This window comes from Amycolatopsis lexingtonensis, from assembly GCF_014873755.1.
GTDB classification, from domain to species: Bacteria; Actinomycetota; Actinomycetes; order Mycobacteriales; family Pseudonocardiaceae; genus Amycolatopsis; species Amycolatopsis lexingtonensis.
In genome coordinates, this window is sequence record NZ_JADBEG010000001.1 from 18,673 (window position 1) to 35,171 (window position 16,499).

General features: G+C 70.7%; 16 protein-coding genes. 12 read left to right on the forward strand and 4 right to left on the reverse strand.

Annotation, left to right across the window (positions count from 1 at the left end):
• Nucleotides 1-43: 43 nt before the first annotated feature.
• Together H4696_RS00085 and H4696_RS00090 are read right to left on the reverse strand one after the other, a co-directional pair.
• Nucleotides 44-751: an aspartate/glutamate racemase family protein gene (locus tag H4696_RS00085; RefSeq protein WP_192781958.1), complete on the reverse strand. Its 708-nt coding sequence runs from the start codon at nucleotides 749-751 to the stop codon at nucleotides 44-46.
• On the reverse strand, nucleotides 748-2,169 hold the full coding sequence (locus H4696_RS00090; protein ID WP_086864715.1) for an NCS1 family nucleobase:cation symporter-1: 1,422 nt from the start codon (nucleotides 2,167-2,169) through the stop codon (nucleotides 748-750). The genes H4696_RS00085 and H4696_RS00090 overlap by 4 nt, the downstream gene beginning before the upstream one ends.
• 139 nt (nucleotides 2,170-2,308) lie before the next feature.
• Between H4696_RS00090 and H4696_RS00095 the strand changes: the two genes are divergently transcribed.
• The 5 genes from H4696_RS00095 (at nucleotide 2,309) to H4696_RS00115 (ending at nucleotide 8,168) form a co-directional block, all read left to right on the forward strand.
• The gene (locus H4696_RS00095) at nucleotides 2,309-2,989 is read left to right on the forward strand and encodes a GntR family transcriptional regulator (RefSeq protein ID WP_086864716.1); all 681 of its coding nucleotides are present in this window, start codon (nucleotides 2,309-2,311) and stop codon (nucleotides 2,987-2,989) included.
• Between the two features lie 184 nt (nucleotides 2,990-3,173).
• Nucleotides 3,174-4,364 (forward strand): S53 family peptidase, encoded by a 1,191-nt coding sequence (locus tag H4696_RS00100; RefSeq protein WP_086864717.1) that lies wholly within the window; start codon nucleotides 3,174-3,176, stop codon nucleotides 4,362-4,364.
• A gap of 235 nt (nucleotides 4,365-4,599) precedes the next feature.
• The gene (locus tag H4696_RS00105; protein ID WP_086864718.1) at nucleotides 4,600-5,751 is read left to right on the forward strand and encodes an acyltransferase; all 1,152 of its coding nucleotides are present in this window, start codon (nucleotides 4,600-4,602) and stop codon (nucleotides 5,749-5,751) included.
• Nucleotides 5,752-5,841: 90 nt separating this feature from the next.
• The gene (locus tag H4696_RS00110; protein WP_086864719.1) at nucleotides 5,842-7,542 is read left to right on the forward strand and encodes a CTP synthase; all 1,701 of its coding nucleotides are present in this window, start codon (nucleotides 5,842-5,844) and stop codon (nucleotides 7,540-7,542) included.
• Complete coding sequence (locus tag H4696_RS00115; RefSeq protein ID WP_086864720.1) at nucleotides 7,539-8,168, forward strand: NUDIX domain-containing protein; 630 nt, start codon at nucleotides 7,539-7,541, stop codon at nucleotides 8,166-8,168. Before H4696_RS00110 ends, H4696_RS00115 begins: the two co-directional genes overlap by 4 nt.
• Before the next feature lie 60 nt (nucleotides 8,169-8,228).
• On the opposite strand, the gene H4696_RS00120 is transcribed toward H4696_RS00115, so the two are convergent.
• On the reverse strand, nucleotides 8,229-8,720 hold the full coding sequence (locus tag H4696_RS00120; protein ID WP_086864721.1) for a DUF1707 domain-containing protein: 492 nt from the start codon (nucleotides 8,718-8,720) through the stop codon (nucleotides 8,229-8,231).
• Nucleotides 8,721-8,826: 106 nt separating this feature from the next.
• Between H4696_RS00120 and xerD the strand changes: the two genes are divergently transcribed.
• The 6 genes from xerD (at nucleotide 8,827) to H4696_RS00150 (ending at nucleotide 13,756) form a co-directional block, all read left to right on the forward strand.
• Nucleotides 8,827-9,729: a site-specific tyrosine recombinase XerD gene (gene xerD / locus H4696_RS00125; protein ID WP_169735183.1), complete on the forward strand. Its 903-nt coding sequence runs from the start codon at nucleotides 8,827-8,829 to the stop codon at nucleotides 9,727-9,729.
• A 147-nt stretch (nucleotides 9,730-9,876) separates the two neighbouring features.
• Nucleotides 9,877-10,848: a ParA family protein gene (locus H4696_RS00130; RefSeq protein WP_086864723.1), complete on the forward strand. Its 972-nt coding sequence runs from the start codon at nucleotides 9,877-9,879 to the stop codon at nucleotides 10,846-10,848.
• Nucleotides 10,845-11,258: a cobyrinic acid a,c-diamide synthase gene (locus H4696_RS00135; protein ID WP_086864724.1), complete on the forward strand. Its 414-nt coding sequence runs from the start codon at nucleotides 10,845-10,847 to the stop codon at nucleotides 11,256-11,258. Before H4696_RS00130 ends, H4696_RS00135 begins: the two co-directional genes overlap by 4 nt.
• A complete protein-coding gene (locus H4696_RS00140) occupies nucleotides 11,258-12,160 on the forward strand; it encodes a segregation and condensation protein A (protein WP_086864725.1) in 903 nt (300 codons plus the stop codon). Before H4696_RS00135 ends, H4696_RS00140 begins: the two co-directional genes overlap by 1 nt.
• A complete protein-coding gene (gene scpB / locus H4696_RS00145; RefSeq protein ID WP_086864726.1) occupies nucleotides 12,157-13,017 on the forward strand; it encodes an SMC-Scp complex subunit ScpB in 861 nt (286 codons plus the stop codon). The genes H4696_RS00140 and scpB overlap by 4 nt, the downstream gene beginning before the upstream one ends.
• The gene (locus H4696_RS00150) at nucleotides 13,004-13,756 is read left to right on the forward strand and encodes a pseudouridine synthase (RefSeq protein ID WP_086864727.1); all 753 of its coding nucleotides are present in this window, start codon (nucleotides 13,004-13,006) and stop codon (nucleotides 13,754-13,756) included. The genes scpB and H4696_RS00150 overlap by 14 nt, the downstream gene beginning before the upstream one ends.
• Here the strand turns inward: H4696_RS00150 and H4696_RS00155 are convergent.
• A complete protein-coding gene (locus H4696_RS00155; protein ID WP_338078641.1) occupies nucleotides 13,735-14,565 on the reverse strand; it encodes an SAM-dependent methyltransferase in 831 nt (276 codons plus the stop codon). The two genes, H4696_RS00150 and H4696_RS00155, sit on opposite strands and share 22 nt — an antisense overlap.
• A gap of 67 nt (nucleotides 14,566-14,632) precedes the next feature.
• On the opposite strand from H4696_RS00155, the gene H4696_RS00160 reads away from it, so the two are divergent.
• A complete protein-coding gene (locus tag H4696_RS00160) occupies nucleotides 14,633-16,474 on the forward strand; it encodes a Xaa-Pro dipeptidyl-peptidase (RefSeq protein WP_225955550.1) in 1,842 nt (613 codons plus the stop codon).
• Nucleotides 16,475-16,499 lie beyond the last annotated feature (25 nt).

Consider the following 16,499-nt stretch of genomic DNA (forward strand, 5'->3'; position numbering starts at 1 on the left):
GCGGTACGGCTGCAGGGATTCTGACCGGGCGGAGCGGCGGGTGTCAATCGGGCCAGGTGCGGCGCTTGTCCAGCGGCCGCGCGTACGAACCCGCGCGGCTCGTCTTGAGTCCCAAAGCCACGAGCGACTCCGCGAGCCGGACCGCCGCCGCGACGCCGTCGATGACCGGGATGTCCAGCATCGTCGCGATCTTCCGGTCCAGCCCGGTCATCCCGGCGCAGCCGAGCACGAGCACCTCCGCGCCGGCGTCCCGCGCGCGGCGGCCCGCGGTCAGCAACGCCGATTCCGTGCGGCGCTCGTCCGTCAGCTCCAGCACGCCGAGCCCGGCACCGGTGACCGTGACGCAGTTCTGCGCGACGCCGGCCGCGTGCAGGCTGTCCTCGATCAGCCCGCACGTCCGGTCCAAAGTGGTCACCACACCGTAGCGGCGGCCGAGCAGGCAGGCCAGGTGCGCGGCGGCTTCGGTGATGTCGACGACCGGGACGTCGAGCAGCTCGCGCGCGCCCTCGCGGCCGTGCTCGCCGAACCCGGCGAGCACGACGGCGTCGAACGGTTCTTCCAAGCCCCGCAACAGGTCCAGCACGGCCGCGGCGGACAGGAAGCTGTCGAGCCACCCCTCGGCCGACTCCGGGCCCCAGCGCGGCGTCCTGGCGAGGATCTCGGTGCCGGGACTCGCGGCCGCGCGGGCCCCGGCACCGATCTCCTTCGTCATCGCCTCGGTGGTGTTGCAGTTGGTGACGACGATCCTCATCGGTGCTTCCTCGAAACCGCGAAGTACAGCAGTGCCGACGATCCCGTGCCGATGAACCACGAGTAGGGCGCGGCCGGGGCGAAGAACGGCACCAGCGCGATCACCGCGGCCAGTGCGGCGGTCGGGAAGAACGTGACCAGGGCGCGCGGGTTCACCCGCGGGTAGATCCCGCCGTCGACGAAGAGCTGTGCGACGTCGACCTTGCCCCGCCGGATCAGGTAGTAGTCGACGATCATGATCCCGAACAGCGGGCCGAGGAACGCGCCGAGCCCGCCGAGGAAGTAGTTGACCACCGCCGGCGACGAGTAGAGTTTCCACGGCAGCACGCAGAGCGCGGCCACCGCGCTGATCAGCCCGCCGACGGTGAACGAGATCCGCTTCGGCCAGATGTTGGCCAGGTCGTAGGCGGGGGAGACGAAGTTCGCGACGATGTTGACGCCCATGGTGGCGACGGCGAACGTCAGCGCGCCGACGATCAGCACCGGCGTGTTGTGCACTTTGGACAGCAGCTCGGCCGGGTCGGTGATGGCCTCGCCGAACACCTGCATGCTGCCCGCGGTGACGATCACCGACAGCAGCGCGAACGCCGTCGAGTTGATCGGCAGGCCCCAGAAGTTGCCGCGCTTCACCGTCTTCTGGTCCGGGGCGTTGCGGGAGAAGTCGCAGAAGTTCAGCATCAGCGTGCCGTAGGTGGCCAGGATCAGCCCGGCCGCGCCGAACCATTGCCGGATCTGCTCGCCCGTCGAGAGCTGTTTCGGGCTGCTGGTCAGGGAAATGTGCCAGTTTCCGGCGGCGAGGATCCAGACGGCGAGCGCGATCATCACGACCCAGATGGCCGGCCCGCACCAGTCCTGGAACTTGCGCACCGACTCCATGCCGCGGGTCAGGATCAGCGCCTGGACCGCCCACAGCGCGACGAAGCAGATCCAGCCGAGCGCGTGCAGGCCGAGGAAACCGTGCTCGGTCAGCGGTTTCAGGCCCGGGTCGATGGCGAGCACGAGCAGCGTGATGGCCACGCTCGCGAGGTAGGTCTGGATGCCGTACCAGAAGATCGCGATGATCGCGCGGATCAGCGCGGGCAGGTTGGCGCCGAACGTGCCGAAGCTGATCCGCGCCACCACCGGGAACGGCACGCCGGTGCGCTGGCCGATCCGGCCCATCAGGTTCATGCCGAAGTAGATGATCACGAAGCCGAACAGCAGGGCGGTGAACACCTGCCACGCCGACAGGCCGAGCACGAACAGCCCGGCGGCGAAGGTGTAGTTGCCGAGGTTGTGCACGTCGGACATCCACAGTGCGAAGATGTCGTAGACCTTCCACCGGCGTTCCTTCGCCGGCGCGAGGTCTTCGTTCCAGAGCCGGGGATCCGGCGGCGGGCTGGTCTCTTGCTGGGATTCGGTGAGCGGGGCGGCGGTCAAAGCGGGCCTCCGATCGACGTGCAGCGACGGCGATTTGGGATACCAAAATTTGGCATCCCAAATATCACCCCGATGTCCGCCGCCGTCAACCCTCCGGCCCGTAAACTCTTGTTACGGGCGTGTTGAGGAGAGGGGACCGGTGACGACGGCGAGTGAGCGGCAACCTCTCGCGGCCACCCGCCAGCGGGTGCGCGACGAGCTGCGCGAACGGATCCTGACCGGCCGGCTCCGCCCGGGTGACCGGCTGGTCGAGCGCGAGCTGGCCGAGGACTTCGGCGTGTCCCGCGTCCCGGTCCGCGAGGCCATCCGCGCGCTCGAAGCCGAGGGGTTCCTCGTCGAGCAGTCGGCGCGCCGGATCGTCGTCCGGCAGCTGGCGCGAGTCGACGTCGAGGAGCTGTTCGACGTCCGGGAAGCCCTCGAAGGGCTCGCGGCGGGGCGTGCCGCCGAACGGGCGGGCGCGGCGGAGCTGAAGCGGCTCGAGCGGGTGCTCGCCGACGCCGCCCGCGCGACCGCCCGCGGCGACGCGGCCCGGATCACCGTGCTCAACTCGCGCTTCCACGACGAGATCGTCGCCATCGCCGGCAACACGCTGCTCACCACGATGCTGCAGCCCCTGCAGGGCAGGCTCCGCTGGCTCACGAGCCAGAACGAGCACTGGGCCGAACTGCTCGACGAGCACCGCCGGCTTTACGATGCCATCGCGTCCGGCGACGCGGACCGGGCGCACGCCGAAGCCGTCGAGCACGTGCGCGTGAACCGCGAGGTGACGCTGAAGTCCCTCTTCGGCGCGGCCGAAGCGGGGGAGCGCCCGGCGGGCTGACCGCTACTGGGAGTAGAGCGGAGGCGAAGTCCGGTTTGGCGGGGATTGCCGCCGCGCGCCCGGATTTTCCACCATTGGGAGCAACCGAGACACGACTTTGGTCTGTGTCACACGGCTGAACGGCTGCTTATTGTCTTCGCTCACCGGTCCCGCTGACCGGGTCCCCACCTCCCGGAGGTTCACTGTGCGTAGAGCGACAGTATTCGCCGCAGCCTTCACCCTGGCCCTGACCGCCGCCGGCGTCGCCGAGGCGGCACCCGCGCAGCACGGCCACGTCCAGCGCGTCTGTTCGGCCGCACCGGCCGGGTACGCGTCCTGCAACGCCTGGATCGACACCGACCACGTCGCCGCCGCGGCCGCGACACCGTCCGGGCTCGGCCCGGCCGACCTGCTCTCCGCGTACAACCTCGGCTCGCTCGCGGGCAGCGCGGGCGCCGGCCGGACGATCGCGATCGTCGACGCCAACGACGACCCGACCGCCTTCGCCGACGTCAACGTCTACCGCGCCCAGTACGGCATCCCCGCCCTGGCGTCCTGCACGCCGTCGTCGGTCGACGCGAGCACCACGCCGTGCTTCGCCAAGTCCGACCAGAACGGCGGGACGTCGTACCCGCGCAAGGACGGCGGCTGGGCGCAGGAGATCTCCCTCGACGTCGACATGGCCTCGGCGATCTGCCCGAAGTGCAACATCCTGCTCGTCGAGGCGAGCTCGGCCAGCATGGCCAACCTCGGGACGGCGGTGAACACCGCGGTCCGGCTCGGCGCCGAGGTGGTCAGCAACTCCTACGGCGGCGGCGAGTACTCCGGCGAGACGACCGACGAGGGCAAGTACTTCAACCACCCCGGCGTCGCGATCACGGTCAGCTCCGGTGACTCGGGTTACGGCGTCGAGTTCCCGGCGGCGTCGCGCTACGTCACCGCGGTCGGCGGCACCAGCCTGAAGAAGGCGTCGACCACCCGCGGCTGGAGCGAGACCGCGTGGAGCGGCGCGGGCAGCGGCTGCTCGGCCTACGTCGCCAAGCCGTCGTGGCAGACCGACAGCGGCTGCGCCCGGCGCACCGTCGCCGACGTCAGCGCCGTCGCCGACCCGGCCACCGGTGTGGCGGTCTACGACAGCACGTCCTACCAGGGCCGCAGCGGCTGGATGGTGTTCGGCGGCACGAGCGTCGCGGCTCCGGTCGTCGGCAGCGTGTACGCCCTCGGCGGCGTGAGCGGGGTCAGCGGCGCGAACACCGCGTACTCGCACACCTCCTCGCTCTACGACGTGAGCGGCGGCAGCAACGGCTCGTGCGGTGGCACCTACCTCTGCACGGCCGTCGCCGGGTTCGACGGCCCGACCGGGCTCGGCACCCCGAACGGGGCCGGCGCGTTCTGATCGTTCTCCTCGAAGGGCCATCACGTGGGTGTCGTCACGCCCGCGTGGTGGCCCTTCACGCTGAGCACTAACATGGTCACAGGAACGACGCATCCCGAGCGGGAGTGGCATATCCGACAGCCCGGCAGGGGCCGCCCAACAGGCGCCGCCCAGTGCCTTCATGGGAAATTCACAGAATGGGTGGCAAGTCTGACAACGTGAACCACGCCGACGACGGTGCCGGAACGGCGGCACGATGACGACTGCCCAGGCCACTCTCGAAGCTCCCGCCCGGCTCACGAGACCGGGCGGTAGAGCGCCTTACCTCCACCAGATCGACCTGTTCCGGCTCATCACGTTCGCCTGCGTGATCCTCATCCACGTGGTGGGCGCGACGAACTTCGCGCAGGACGTCGGTGCGAACGCCGTCGAGACGCCGCTGCACTTCACGCGTGAGGCGTTCTTCGCGCTGACCGGGTTCGTGCTCGTCTTCCAGAACCGCGGCCGCGAGATCACGCCGTCCGACTTCTGGCGCCGCCGACTGCCGCTGGTCGCCACCCCGTACCTGGCGTGGACGATGTTCTTCTGGGCGTTCTCGCTGGTGACCGGCACGCAGCAGCCGGACTCGCTCGAGGCGTCGATGCGCCTGCTGCTCAAGGACCTCGTCACCGGCGGCGCCTGGTACCACCTGTACTTCCTGCTCGTGACGATGCAGGTGTACCTGCTGTTCCCGTGGATCATGAAGCTGCTGCGGGCGACCGAGGGCAAGCACAAGTGGCTGCTGCTCGGCAGCGGCGTGCTGCAGGTCGGCGTGACGCTGTTCATGACCTACCAGCCGTTCGGCGTCAGCTACGAGACGATCACCCACCTGTACGCCACCGTGCTGCCGTACCAGTTCTACACACTGTTCGGCGCCGTGGTGGCCATGCACTTCGAGACCGTGCACGCCTGGGTCGGCCGGCACCGGCTGCTACTCGGCGGCCTGCTCGTGGCGGTGCTGGCCGGCACCGAGTGGTGCTACCTGCACACCGTCCACAGTGGAACGTTCCCGCAGGTGGCCAGCGACCCGTTCCAGCCGTACCTGATCCCGTGGTGCGTCACCGTCATCGCCGCGATCTACGCGTTCACCACCCGGTGGTCGGGCCGCCGCCGCGAGGGCAGCCGGGGCGCCCGCCTGGTGTCCTGGGCGGCGAACCGGTCGTTCAGCATCTTCCTGGTCCACCCGCTCGCGCTGGCCCTGCTCGGCCCGGCGATCCCGCACGTGGCCGAACGCTTCGGCGCGCCATGGCTGAGCCTGATCATCTACCTGGCGACGATCGCGCTGACGATCGTGATCGTCGAGGTGCTGCGGCGGCTGCCGGGCAGCCGCGCGCTCACCGGCCGTCCCCGGCTGAAGGTCGCGGCCTGAGTTGGCCCGACCGGGTGGTCAGGGGCACAAAAGACAGTTCGGGCATGTCACAGCGAGCGGATCCGCGGGCTTGGGATATGCTGGCGGCCCGTGGGACTTCAGTCACGGGCAACCAAGTACGTCTTTGTCACCGGAGGCGTCGCCTCCTCTCTGGGTAAGGGACTAACGGCTTCCAGCCTCGGTCAGCTCCTTACCGCACGCGGGCTTCGCGTCACGATGCAGAAGCTCGACCCCTATCTCAACGTCGACCCCGGGACGATGAACCCGTTCCAGCACGGTGAGGTGTTCGTCACCGACGACGGCGCCGAGACCGACCTCGACATCGGGCACTACGAGCGGTTCCTCGACCGCGATCTCGACGGCAAGGCCAACGTCACGACCGGCCAGGTCTACTCCGAGGTGATCGCCAAGGAACGCCGCGGGGAGTACCTCGGCGACACGGTGCAGGTCATCCCGCACATCACCGACGAGATCAAGGCCCGGATCACCGCGGCCGCGGTGCCCGACGAGACCGGCCAGGCGCCGGACGTCGTCATCACCGAGGTCGGCGGCACGGTCGGCGACATCGAGTCCCTGCCGTTCCTGGAGGCCTGCCGCCAGGTCCGCCACGACGTCGGCCGCGACCACTGCTTCTTCCTGCACGTCTCGCTGGTGCCGTACCTGGCGCCGTCGGGCGAGCTCAAGACGAAGCCGACCCAGCACTCGGTCGCCGCGCTGCGCAACATCGGCATCCAGCCCGACGCGCTGGTCTGCCGGGCCGACCGCGAGATCCCCGAGGACCTCAAGCGCAAGATCGGCCTGATGTGCGACGTCGACACCGAGGCCGTCATCGCCTGCCCGGACGCGCGGTCGATCTACGACATCCCGAAGGTGCTGCACGGCGAGGCGCTCGACGCCTACGTCGTCCGCCGCCTCGGGCTGCCGTTCCGCGACGTCGACTGGACGGTGTGGGGCGACCTGCTCGACCGGGTGCACAACCCGAACGAGGTCGTGCGGATCGCGGTCGTCGGCAAGTACATCGATCTGCCGGACGCCTACCTGTCGGTCACCGAGGCCCTGCGCGCGGGCGGGTTCGCCCACCGCGCCAAGGTCGAGATCGTCTGGGTCGCCTCCGACGACGCGCAGACCGCGTCCGGCGCGGCCTCCGTGCTGTCCGATGTGGACGGTGTGCTGATCCCGGGCGGGTTCGGCATCCGCGGCATCGAGGGCAAGGTCGGCGCGATCGAGTACGCCCGCACCCGCGGCGTGCCGCTGCTCGGCCTGTGCCTGGGCCTGCAGTGCATGGTCATCGAGGCGGCCCGGAACCTGGCCGGCATCGAGGACGCGGGCTCGTCGGAGTTCGACGAAAACACCAAGCACCCGGTGATCTCGACCATGGCCGACCAGCGCGACGTCGTCGCGGGCGAGCGGGACATGGGCGGCACCATGCGCCTGGGCGCGTACCCGGCGAAGCTCAAGCCGGGCTCGCAGGCCGCGAAGGCGTACGGCACCACCGAGGTCTCCGAGCGGCACCGGCACCGCTACGAGGTCAACAACGCCTACCGCAAGCAGCTCTCGGACGCGGGGCTCGTGTTCTCGGGCACCTCGCCGGACGACCACCTGGTCGAGTTCGTCGAGCTGCCCGCCGACAAGCACCCGTTCTTCGTCGGCACGCAGGCGCACCCCGAGCTCAAGAGCCGCCCGACCCGGCCGCACCCGCTGTTCAGCGCGTTCGTCAAGGCCGTGGTGGACCGCAAGGTCGCCGAGCGGCTCCCGGTCGAGCTGCCCGAGGCCCCGGTGGCGGCCCGGTGACCGCGCCCGGCGAGCACGAGTTCAGCGTCGCGGCCAGCCGGGACGTCCACATCGGACGGGTCGTCGGCCTCCGGATCGACGAGGTCGTCATGCCCGGCGGCGACACCGCGACCCGCGAGGTGATCGAGCACCTCGGCGCGGTGGCGATCGTCGCGCTGGACGAAGATCAGCAGGTCACGCTCATCCACCAGTACCGGCACCCGATCGGGCACCGGCTGTGGGAGCTGCCGGCGGGGCTGATCGACCACGTCGGCGAGGACCCGGTGGACACCGCTCGCCGGGAACTGGTCGAGGAGGTCGGGCTGGCCGCGTCGGACTGGGTGACGCTGGTCGACGTCGCGGCGTCGCCCGGGTTCACCGACGAGGTCGTGCGGGTGTTCCTGGCCCGCGGGCTGTCCGATGTGGAGCGTGACGTGCTCGGCGAGGAGGAGGCGGACCTGGTGATCCGCAAGTTCCCGCTGGCCGAGGCGGTGCGGATGGCACTGGCGGGCGAGCTGGTCAACGGCGCCACGGTGTCCGGCGTCCTGGCCGCGCACGCGGTGCTGTCGAGCGCGGCCCCGGCCCGCCCGGCAGATGCGCCGTGGGAGGACCGCCCAACGGCGTTCGCCAAGCGCAAGGAGTCCTGAGGAAGTCCGTGAATGCCACATTGAGGGACCTAGTGTCCGTGAATGTGGCATTCACGGACATCAGGGGCGCAGCGGGCGGCCTTCGGCGTCCAGGCCGCCGTTGGCGAGCAGCATGATGCCGTCGATGATCGGCCAGATCGCGCCGAAGCCGAAGGTGATCATGCAGACGAACAGCTGCAGCACGCCCAGCCCGATCTGGCCGGTGTAGAACCGGCCGACGCCGAACGGCAGGACGATCTGCAGCACCCCGGCCACCGTCTTCGAGCGGTAGGAGTAGGGCACCGGCTGCTGGGCGTACGGCATCGGCATGGGGACGGGCGGCGGCGCGTAGACCGGCATGGGCGACGGCGGCAGGCCGAAGAACCCCGGGTGGGGCGGCGGCAGGTCGCGGAACAGCGGCCGCAGCTCGCCCAGCGTGGCCGCCGCGTAGGCGTCGGTCACCCGGGTCTCGTACTCGTCCGGCGTGATGCGGCCCATGCCGAAGTGGTCGGCGAGCAGCCTCGCCGCTTCCTCCCGCTCGGCGGTGCCGATGCGGAGCGCGTCCGACTCCATGGAATCCAAGGTAACCGCGTGAAGCTGAGAACGGGGTTTCTGCCGGGTCACGAGCCCCGGGCGGCCTAAGGTGTCCCCCGTGGCAGGCGCGGGAAGCACGGCCGACGTGATCGCCGCGTACCTCGACCACCTGGTCGTCGAACGCGGGACCGCGCGCAACACCCTGGACAGCTACGCCCGTGACCTGCGCCGGTACGCCGCGCACCTGGACGGCGCGGGCATCGCCAAGATCGCCGACGTCACGGCCGCGCACGTCACCGGCTTCGGGGCCGCCCTGCGGGAGGGCGACGGCGAGCACCAGCCGCTGGCCGCGTCGTCGGCCGCGCGGGCGCTGGTCGCCGTGCGGGGCCTGCACAAGTTCGCCCACGCGGAGGGCTTCACCGAGCACAACCCGGCCCGCGAGGTCCGCCCGCCGACGCCGGCGAAGCGGCTGCCCAAGGCCCTGCCGGTCGACGACGTGCTCCGGCTGCTGGAGACCCCGCCACCGGACGGCGAACGCCCGCTGCGCGACCGGGCGCTGTTGGAGCTGCTCTACTCCACCGGGGCCCGGATCTCCGAGGCGGTCGGCCTCGACCTCGACGACGTCGACGACGCCGAGCGCACGGTGCTGCTCGACGGCAAGGGCGGCAAGCAGCGGCTGGTCCCGATCGGGCGGCCCGCGCTCGCCGCGCTGCACGCCTACACCGTCCGCGCCCGGCCGGCGCTGGCCGCGCACGGCCGGGGTACCGCGGCGCTGTTCCTCAACGCCCGCGGCAGCCGCCTCTCGCGGCAGAGCGCGTGGCAGGTGCTCAAGGACACCGCCGGCCGCGCGGGGATCGTGGCCGCCGTCTCGCCGCACACGCTCCGCCACTCCTTCGCCACGCACCTGCTCGAGGGCGGCGCCGACGTCCGCGTCGTCCAGGAACTGCTCGGCCACGCGTCGGTGACGACGACACAGGTGTACACGCTGGTCACGGTCAACACCCTGCGCGAGGTGTACGCGACGGCGCACCCGCGGGCGTTGGGCTAGACGGCCCTATAAACCGCAAAGGGCCTTCCCAGCCTGCACCGACGGTCGAGTGACATTGCCCCGTCGAGTCCGGCGCGTTGCTTTGCCGGGGCTCCGACTCCGCGCATAGGCTGCGGCGGACGCTGACGAACAAGGAGCTTTCGCGCCATGTCGACACCGAACCAGCCGGCCCCTTCGGCCGAGTCCGCCGGGTCGGCGGCGGCGAACCTCAGCCAGGCCACCATCGCCACGCCCGCGGTCCACGAAGGCGACGAACCGCAGGAGCGCAACGGCAAGAAGGTCAAGCTCGAGGGCATCGGGCCGACCGGCCGCCCGATCCGCGAGCACCCCGATCCGGCGCCGCTGGACAAGCACGGCCCGGCCAAGATCATGGCGATGTGCAACCAGAAGGGCGGCGTCGGCAAGACGACGTCGACCATCAACCTGGGTGCCGCCCTCGCCGAGTACGGCCGCAAGGTGCTGCTCGTCGACTTCGACCCGCAGGGCGCGCTCGCCGTCGGCCTCGGCATCCAGCCGCACGAACTGGACCACACGGTCTACAACGCCATCATGGAGCGCTCGGTCAGCGCCACCGACGTGCTCATGAAAACCCGCGTGGACGGCGTTGACCTGCTGCCGAGCAACATCGACCTGTCCGCGGCGGAGGTCCAGCTCGTCGCTGAGGTAGGGCGCGAGCACACGTTGTTACGGGTCCTTCGTCCGGTCATGAACGACTACGACTATGTTCTTGTGGACTGCCAGCCCTCGCTCGGCCTGCTCACGGTGAACGCGCTGACCGCCGCGGACGGCGTGATCATCCCGCTGGAGTGCGAGTTCTTCAGTCTGCGAGGCGTCGCCCTCCTGATCGACACCATCGAGAAGGTCCAGGAACGCCTCAACCCCAAACTGGACATAGTCGGGATTCTCGCCACCATGTACGACCCGAGAACCCTGCATTCGAAGGAGGTCATGGCTCGCGTGGTGGAGGCATTCGGCGAGACCGTGTTCGACACGGTCATCAACCGCACCGTGCGGTTCCCCGAGACGACGGTCGCGGGTGAGCCGATCACGACCTGGGCGCCCAAGTCGGCCGGCGCGGCGGCGTACCGCCAGCTGGCCCGTGAGGTGATCGCTCGGTGAGCAGGCGCGCTTCCCTGCCCGGAGCGTCGGAACTCTTCAGGATCACCTCCAGTCCCGCCCTCGACCTCCCGCCCCAGGCGCCACCCGCGCCCGCGGAGCCGGCCGAGAAGGCCAAGCCCGCGGGCACCGGCCGGACGGAACAGCTGGCCCGGAGCGCGGCCCCGCACGGGTCCGGCCGGACCAAGCACGACGCGAAGATCACCGTGTACGTCTCCGGGGACGAGCTCGTGGCCATGGAGCAGGCCCGGCTGACGCTGCGCGCCAAGCACGAGCTGGTCGTCGACCGCGGCCGGCTGGTCCGCGAGGCGGTCGCGGTGCTGCTGGCCGACTTCGACGCGAACGGCGAGGAGTCGGTGCTGGTGCAGCGGCTGCGGGTGGTCGGCTCAGACGGCGGCGAAACCGAGGGCTGATGGACGAGCCGGCACCGGCTCCGGAGGAACAGGTCCCCGAAGAGCACCAGACGGTGCACGGCGGGATGATCCCCGAAGGCGTCAACACCGAAGAACTGAGCACGTCGAAGTTCAAGGTGCGGCTGGCCAACTTCGAAGGGCCGTTCGACCTGCTGCTGCAGCTCATCTCGCAGCACCAGCTCGACGTCACCGAGGTGGCGCTGCACCGGGTCACCGACGACTTCATCGCGTACACGCGCGCGCTGGGCACCGAGTGGAACCTCGACGAGACGACGGAGTTCCTGGTCATCGCGGCCACGCTCCTGGACTTGAAAGCGGCGCGCCTGCTGCCCGCGGCCGAGGTCGAGAGCGAAGACGACCTGGCGTTGCTGGAAGCCCGCGACCTGCTCTTCGCCCGGGTGCTGCAGTATCGCGCGTACAAGCAGGTGGCGGCGCTGTTCGGCGAGCTGGAACAGGGCGCGCTGCGGCGGTACCCGCGGTCGGTGGCGCTGGAGGACCGGTTCGTCGGGCTGCTGCCCGAGGTGATGCTGGGCGTCACGCCGCAGAAGTTCGCGGAGATCGCGGTGGCGGTGTTCCGGCCGAAGCCGCCGCCGACGGTGTCGATCGCGCACATCCACATGGGCCGCATCTCGGTGCGCGAGCACGCGGCGATCCTGCGGGTGATGCTGGCCGAGCGCGGCCAGGCGACGTTCGGCGAGCTGGTCGACGACTGCGAGCACACGGTGGAGGTCGTCGCGCGCTTCCTGGCGCTGCTGGAGCTCTACCGCGAGGCGACGGTCCAGTTCGAGCAGAGCGAGGCACTGGCGGAACTGCACGTCCGCTGGACGGGCGGCTCGAAGGAAGAAGCCTCCGCGGCGGCCGAGCTGGACCGCGCCGCCGGAGACGAAGAGGAGTACGGGTGAGCCCCGAGAACGACGAAGCACCGGTCACGCCGACGGGCGAACCGGCCGAAGCCGCGGCGGAGCTGGCACTGGAGGAGGCGCTGTCCGGCGAGCCCGTGGACGAGGACGGCACGCCGGTGGAGCCCGTGGCCGAGCCGTCACTTTCACGTGAAAGTGACGCGCCCGAGGCTGGAGAAGGGGCCGCCGAGGAGACTCAGGCCGAGCCGGAGGCGGAGCTTTCACGTGAAAGTGACGCGCCCGAGGACGAGCCCGCCCCCGACGATCCCGAGTCCGACCTGGTCGCCAGCGGGGACATCAGCTTGCTGCCCGACGTCACCTCCGACGAAGCCCTCGAAGCCGCCCTCGAGTCGCTGCTGCTCGTCGTCGACTCGCCGGCCAGTGAGGAGCTGCTCGCCGAAACCCTCGAGCAGCCGAAGGCGCGGATCGTCGTCGCGCTGCGGACCATGGGGCAGAAGTTCACCGACCGGACCTCCGGGATCGACCTGCGGCGCGTCGGTGAAGGGTGGCGGTTCTACACTAGGGACGTCTACGCCCCGTTCGTGGAGAAGCTCCTGCTGGACGGCCAGCGGTCGAAGCTGACCAGGGCCGCGCTGGAGAGCCTCGCCGTGATCGCGTACCGGCAGCCGGTGACCCGGGCCAGGGTCGCCGCGGTGCGCGGTGTGAACGTGGACGGCGTGATCCGGACGCTGCTCGCGCGCGGCCTCATCGAAGAGATGGGGACCGACCCCGACACGACCGGCACGCTGTACGTGACGACCGAGCTGTTCCTGGAGCGACTGGGGCTGTCGTCACTGAACGACCTGCCCGCGATCGCTCCGTTGCTACCCGAAGTGGACACCATCGATGACATCCAGTGAGCACCCCGACGGCATCCGCCTGCAGAAGGTGCTGTCGCAGGCCGGGGTCGCCTCCCGGCGCGCGGCGGAAGACCTCATCGTCGCCGGCCGGGTCGAGGTGGACGGCGAGGTCGTCACCGAGCTGGGCCGCCGGGTGCACCCGGACGAGGCGGTCATCCACGTCGACGGCACCCGGGTGAACCTGCGCGACGACCTGATCTACCTCGCCCTGAACAAGCCCAAGGGCGTGCACTCGACGATGTCGGACGACCGCGGCCGCCCGTGCGTCGGCGACTACCTCGCCGGCCGCTACGAGGAGACGCCCGGGGTCGTGCACGTCGGCCGGCTCGACGAGAACACCGAGGGCCTGCTGCTGCTGACCAACGACGGCGACCTCGGGCACCGGCTGATGCACCCGTCCTACCGGGTGCTCAAGACCTACCTCGCCGAGGTCGACGGCCTCGTGCCGCGCGGGCTCGGCAAGGAGCTGCGCAACGGCTGGGAGCTGCCGGACGGCATCATCAAGGTCGACCAGTTCCGGGTGAAGGACATGCACTCCGGCAAGTCGCTCGTCGAGCTGGTGATCCACGAGGGCAAGAAGCACATCGTGCGCCGCCTGCTCAAGGACACCGGCCACCCGGTGCTCAAGCTGGTCCGGACCGCGGTCGGCGACGTCCAGCTCGGCAACCAGCGCGTCGGCTCGATCCGGCGGCTGACGAAGGGCGAGGTCGGCGCGCTCTACCGCAACGTCGAGCTCTGAAACCGGGCGGTGACGAAGCCGTCGAGCGTCTCGTCGCCCGGGCGGTCGTACTTCGCGGCCAGCTCGGCGTGGGACACGACGGTGGGGGACCAGCCGTGGCCGCGTAGCCACTCCGGCGCCTTGCCGCCGAGACCGCCCTGCCACAGCCGGGTGACGCGCTCGGCGCCCGGGGTGGCCTTGGCGCGGGCCAGCAGGCCGTCCCGCGTTTCGGCCGACCGGTGTTCGAACGATACGTGGCTCCCCGGCGCCGACAGCTCGGTCACGGTCGAAAGCAGCTTTTCGGCATCGTCGCGTGACAGGTAGACCAGCAGGCCCTCGGCGAGCCACGCGGCCGGGACGCTCGGATCGAACCCGGCCGCCCGCAGCGCGGCCGCCCAGTCGCCGCGCAGGTCGGCCGGGACCACCACCCGCTCGCACGACGGCACGGCGTCCTGGCGGGAGAGAACCTCGTCCTTGAACGCGAGGACTTCGGGCAGGTCGAGCTCGAACAGCCGCACACCCGGCGCCCAGCCGAGCCGGAACGCGCGCGCGTCGAGGCCCGCGGCGAGTACCACGACCTGCGCGCACCCGGCGGCCAGCAGGTAATCGTCGTAGAACCGGGTGCGGATCGCCACCTGCCGGGCGAAGAGCGCGCCGAGGCCACCCTGCGGGGTCTCGCCCGGCGAGATGGGCAGCAGGGCGCGCCCCGCAGCGTGGAAGGCGGCCGCGTACGGGTCGTCGAACAGGCGGTCCGGGCGGCGGCTTTCGTACGCGCGCAGCGCGGCGACGCCGACGGCGGTGACGCTCACGGCGGGCAGGGACTCCGTCACGATCTCCAACGTACCTCCGACTTTCCGCCGTGGTGCGCGCGTTCCCCGGCTCGCTAGCGTGACGGGCATGCGACTCGGAGTGGTGTGCGGAATCCTCGCGGTGCTCCTGTCCGGCGCGGTGGCCCCGGCGGCCGCGGCTCCCGCGGGGAGCGAACCGGTCTACGACTACGCGTCGGCGATCCGGGAGACCGTCTGGGTCGACATCGGCCGCGACGGCGACGGCGACGGCCGCTCCGACCGCGTCGCCGCCGACATCGTGCGTCCGTCCGGCGCGACCTCGGGCGTGCCGGTGATCATGGACGCCAGCCCGTACTACTCGTGCTGCGGGCGCGGCAACGAGAGCGAGCTCAAGACCTACGACAGCGCCGGCAAGCCGGTGAAGTTCCCGTTGTTCTACGACAACTACTTCGTGCCGCGCGGCTACGCGGTGGTGCTCGTCGACCTGGCCGGGACGAACCGCTCGGCGGGTTGCGCGGACGTCGGCGGCGCTTCGGACGTCGGCTCGGCGCGCAAGGTCGTCGACTGGCTCAACGGCCGCGCCACCGGCTACAGCGCGAAGACCGGCGGCAGCGCGGTGACGGCGGCCTGGAGCACCGGGAACGTCGGGATGATCGGGAAGTCCTACGACGGGACGATCGCCAACGGCGTCGCGGCGACCGGCGTCGCCGGGCTCAAGACCATCGTGCCGATCTCGGCGATCAGCTCCTGGTACGACTACTACCGCTCCGACGGCGCCACCTTCGGGTTCAACCCGGCGGGTCTCGCCCAGACCGTCGAAGCCCGCAACTCCGGGCAGAACTGCTCGGCCCAGAACCAGGTCCTCACCCAGGGCGCGACGGCGAACGGCGACTACGGACCCCTGTGGGCCGACCGGGACTACGTCAAGAACGCGGGCAACGTGCGCGCCAGCGTGCTGCTTTCCCACGGCGTCAACGACCTGAACGTCAAGACCATCCACTTCGGACAGTGGTGGGCCGGGCTGAACGTCGAGAAGAAGATCTGGCTGTCGCAGACCGGGCACGTCGACCCCTTCGACTACCGGCGCGCGGACTGGGTCGACCTGCTGCACCGGTGGTTCGACCACTACCTGCTCGGCATCGACAACGGCGTCCAGAACGGCCCGCAGGCGAGCGTCGAGCGGCAGCCCGACCAGTGGGTGGACCAGAGCGCGTACCCGGCGGCGAACGCGGTCGCGACCACGTTGCGGCCGGGGGCGTCCGGAACGCTGGGCACGTCGCCCTCGTCCGGCACCGCGTCCTTCACCGACAACCCGAACCTGGGCGAGGACACCTGGGTGACGAACCCGGGCAGCGCCGCGCTCACCTACTCGACCGGGACGCTGACGTCGGACGTCCAGGTGTCCGGGACCACGACGCTCACCGTGACGGCGACGCCGAGCACGTCGTCGGCGCGGCTTTCGGCGCTGCTGGTCGACCTCGGCCCGGCGACGATCCGCAACTTCGCCGGCAGCGGCGAGGGGATCAAGACCGGCACGACCGAGAACTGCTGGGGATCGTCCACGACCGGGGACGACGCCTGCTACCGGATCGCGTCGGCGGACGTGAAGAAGGTGAACTACACGATCCTCAGCCGGGGCTGGGCGGACCTCGCGAACTACGCTTCCCTTTCCCAGGAACAGGTTTTGACCCCGGGTACGGCGTACCCGATGACGTTCCGGCTGGCTTCGACGGACCACGTCGTGCCGCGCGGGCACGCGCTGGCGCTGATCGTCGGCGGCACGGACGGCAGCTTCATCCGCGGCCCCGCTCAGCCGGGCCGGGTGACGCTGGACCTGGCGCGCACGTCGGCGTCGATCCCGCTGACGGGCCTCCCGGCGGCGGCGACCACGCACCCGGCCCCGGCCGGCGGCGAGCACGTGCCGTCGGCGGGCCCGGCGGACCTGCGGTAGGCGGGAAAACCGCACGACAGCCCGG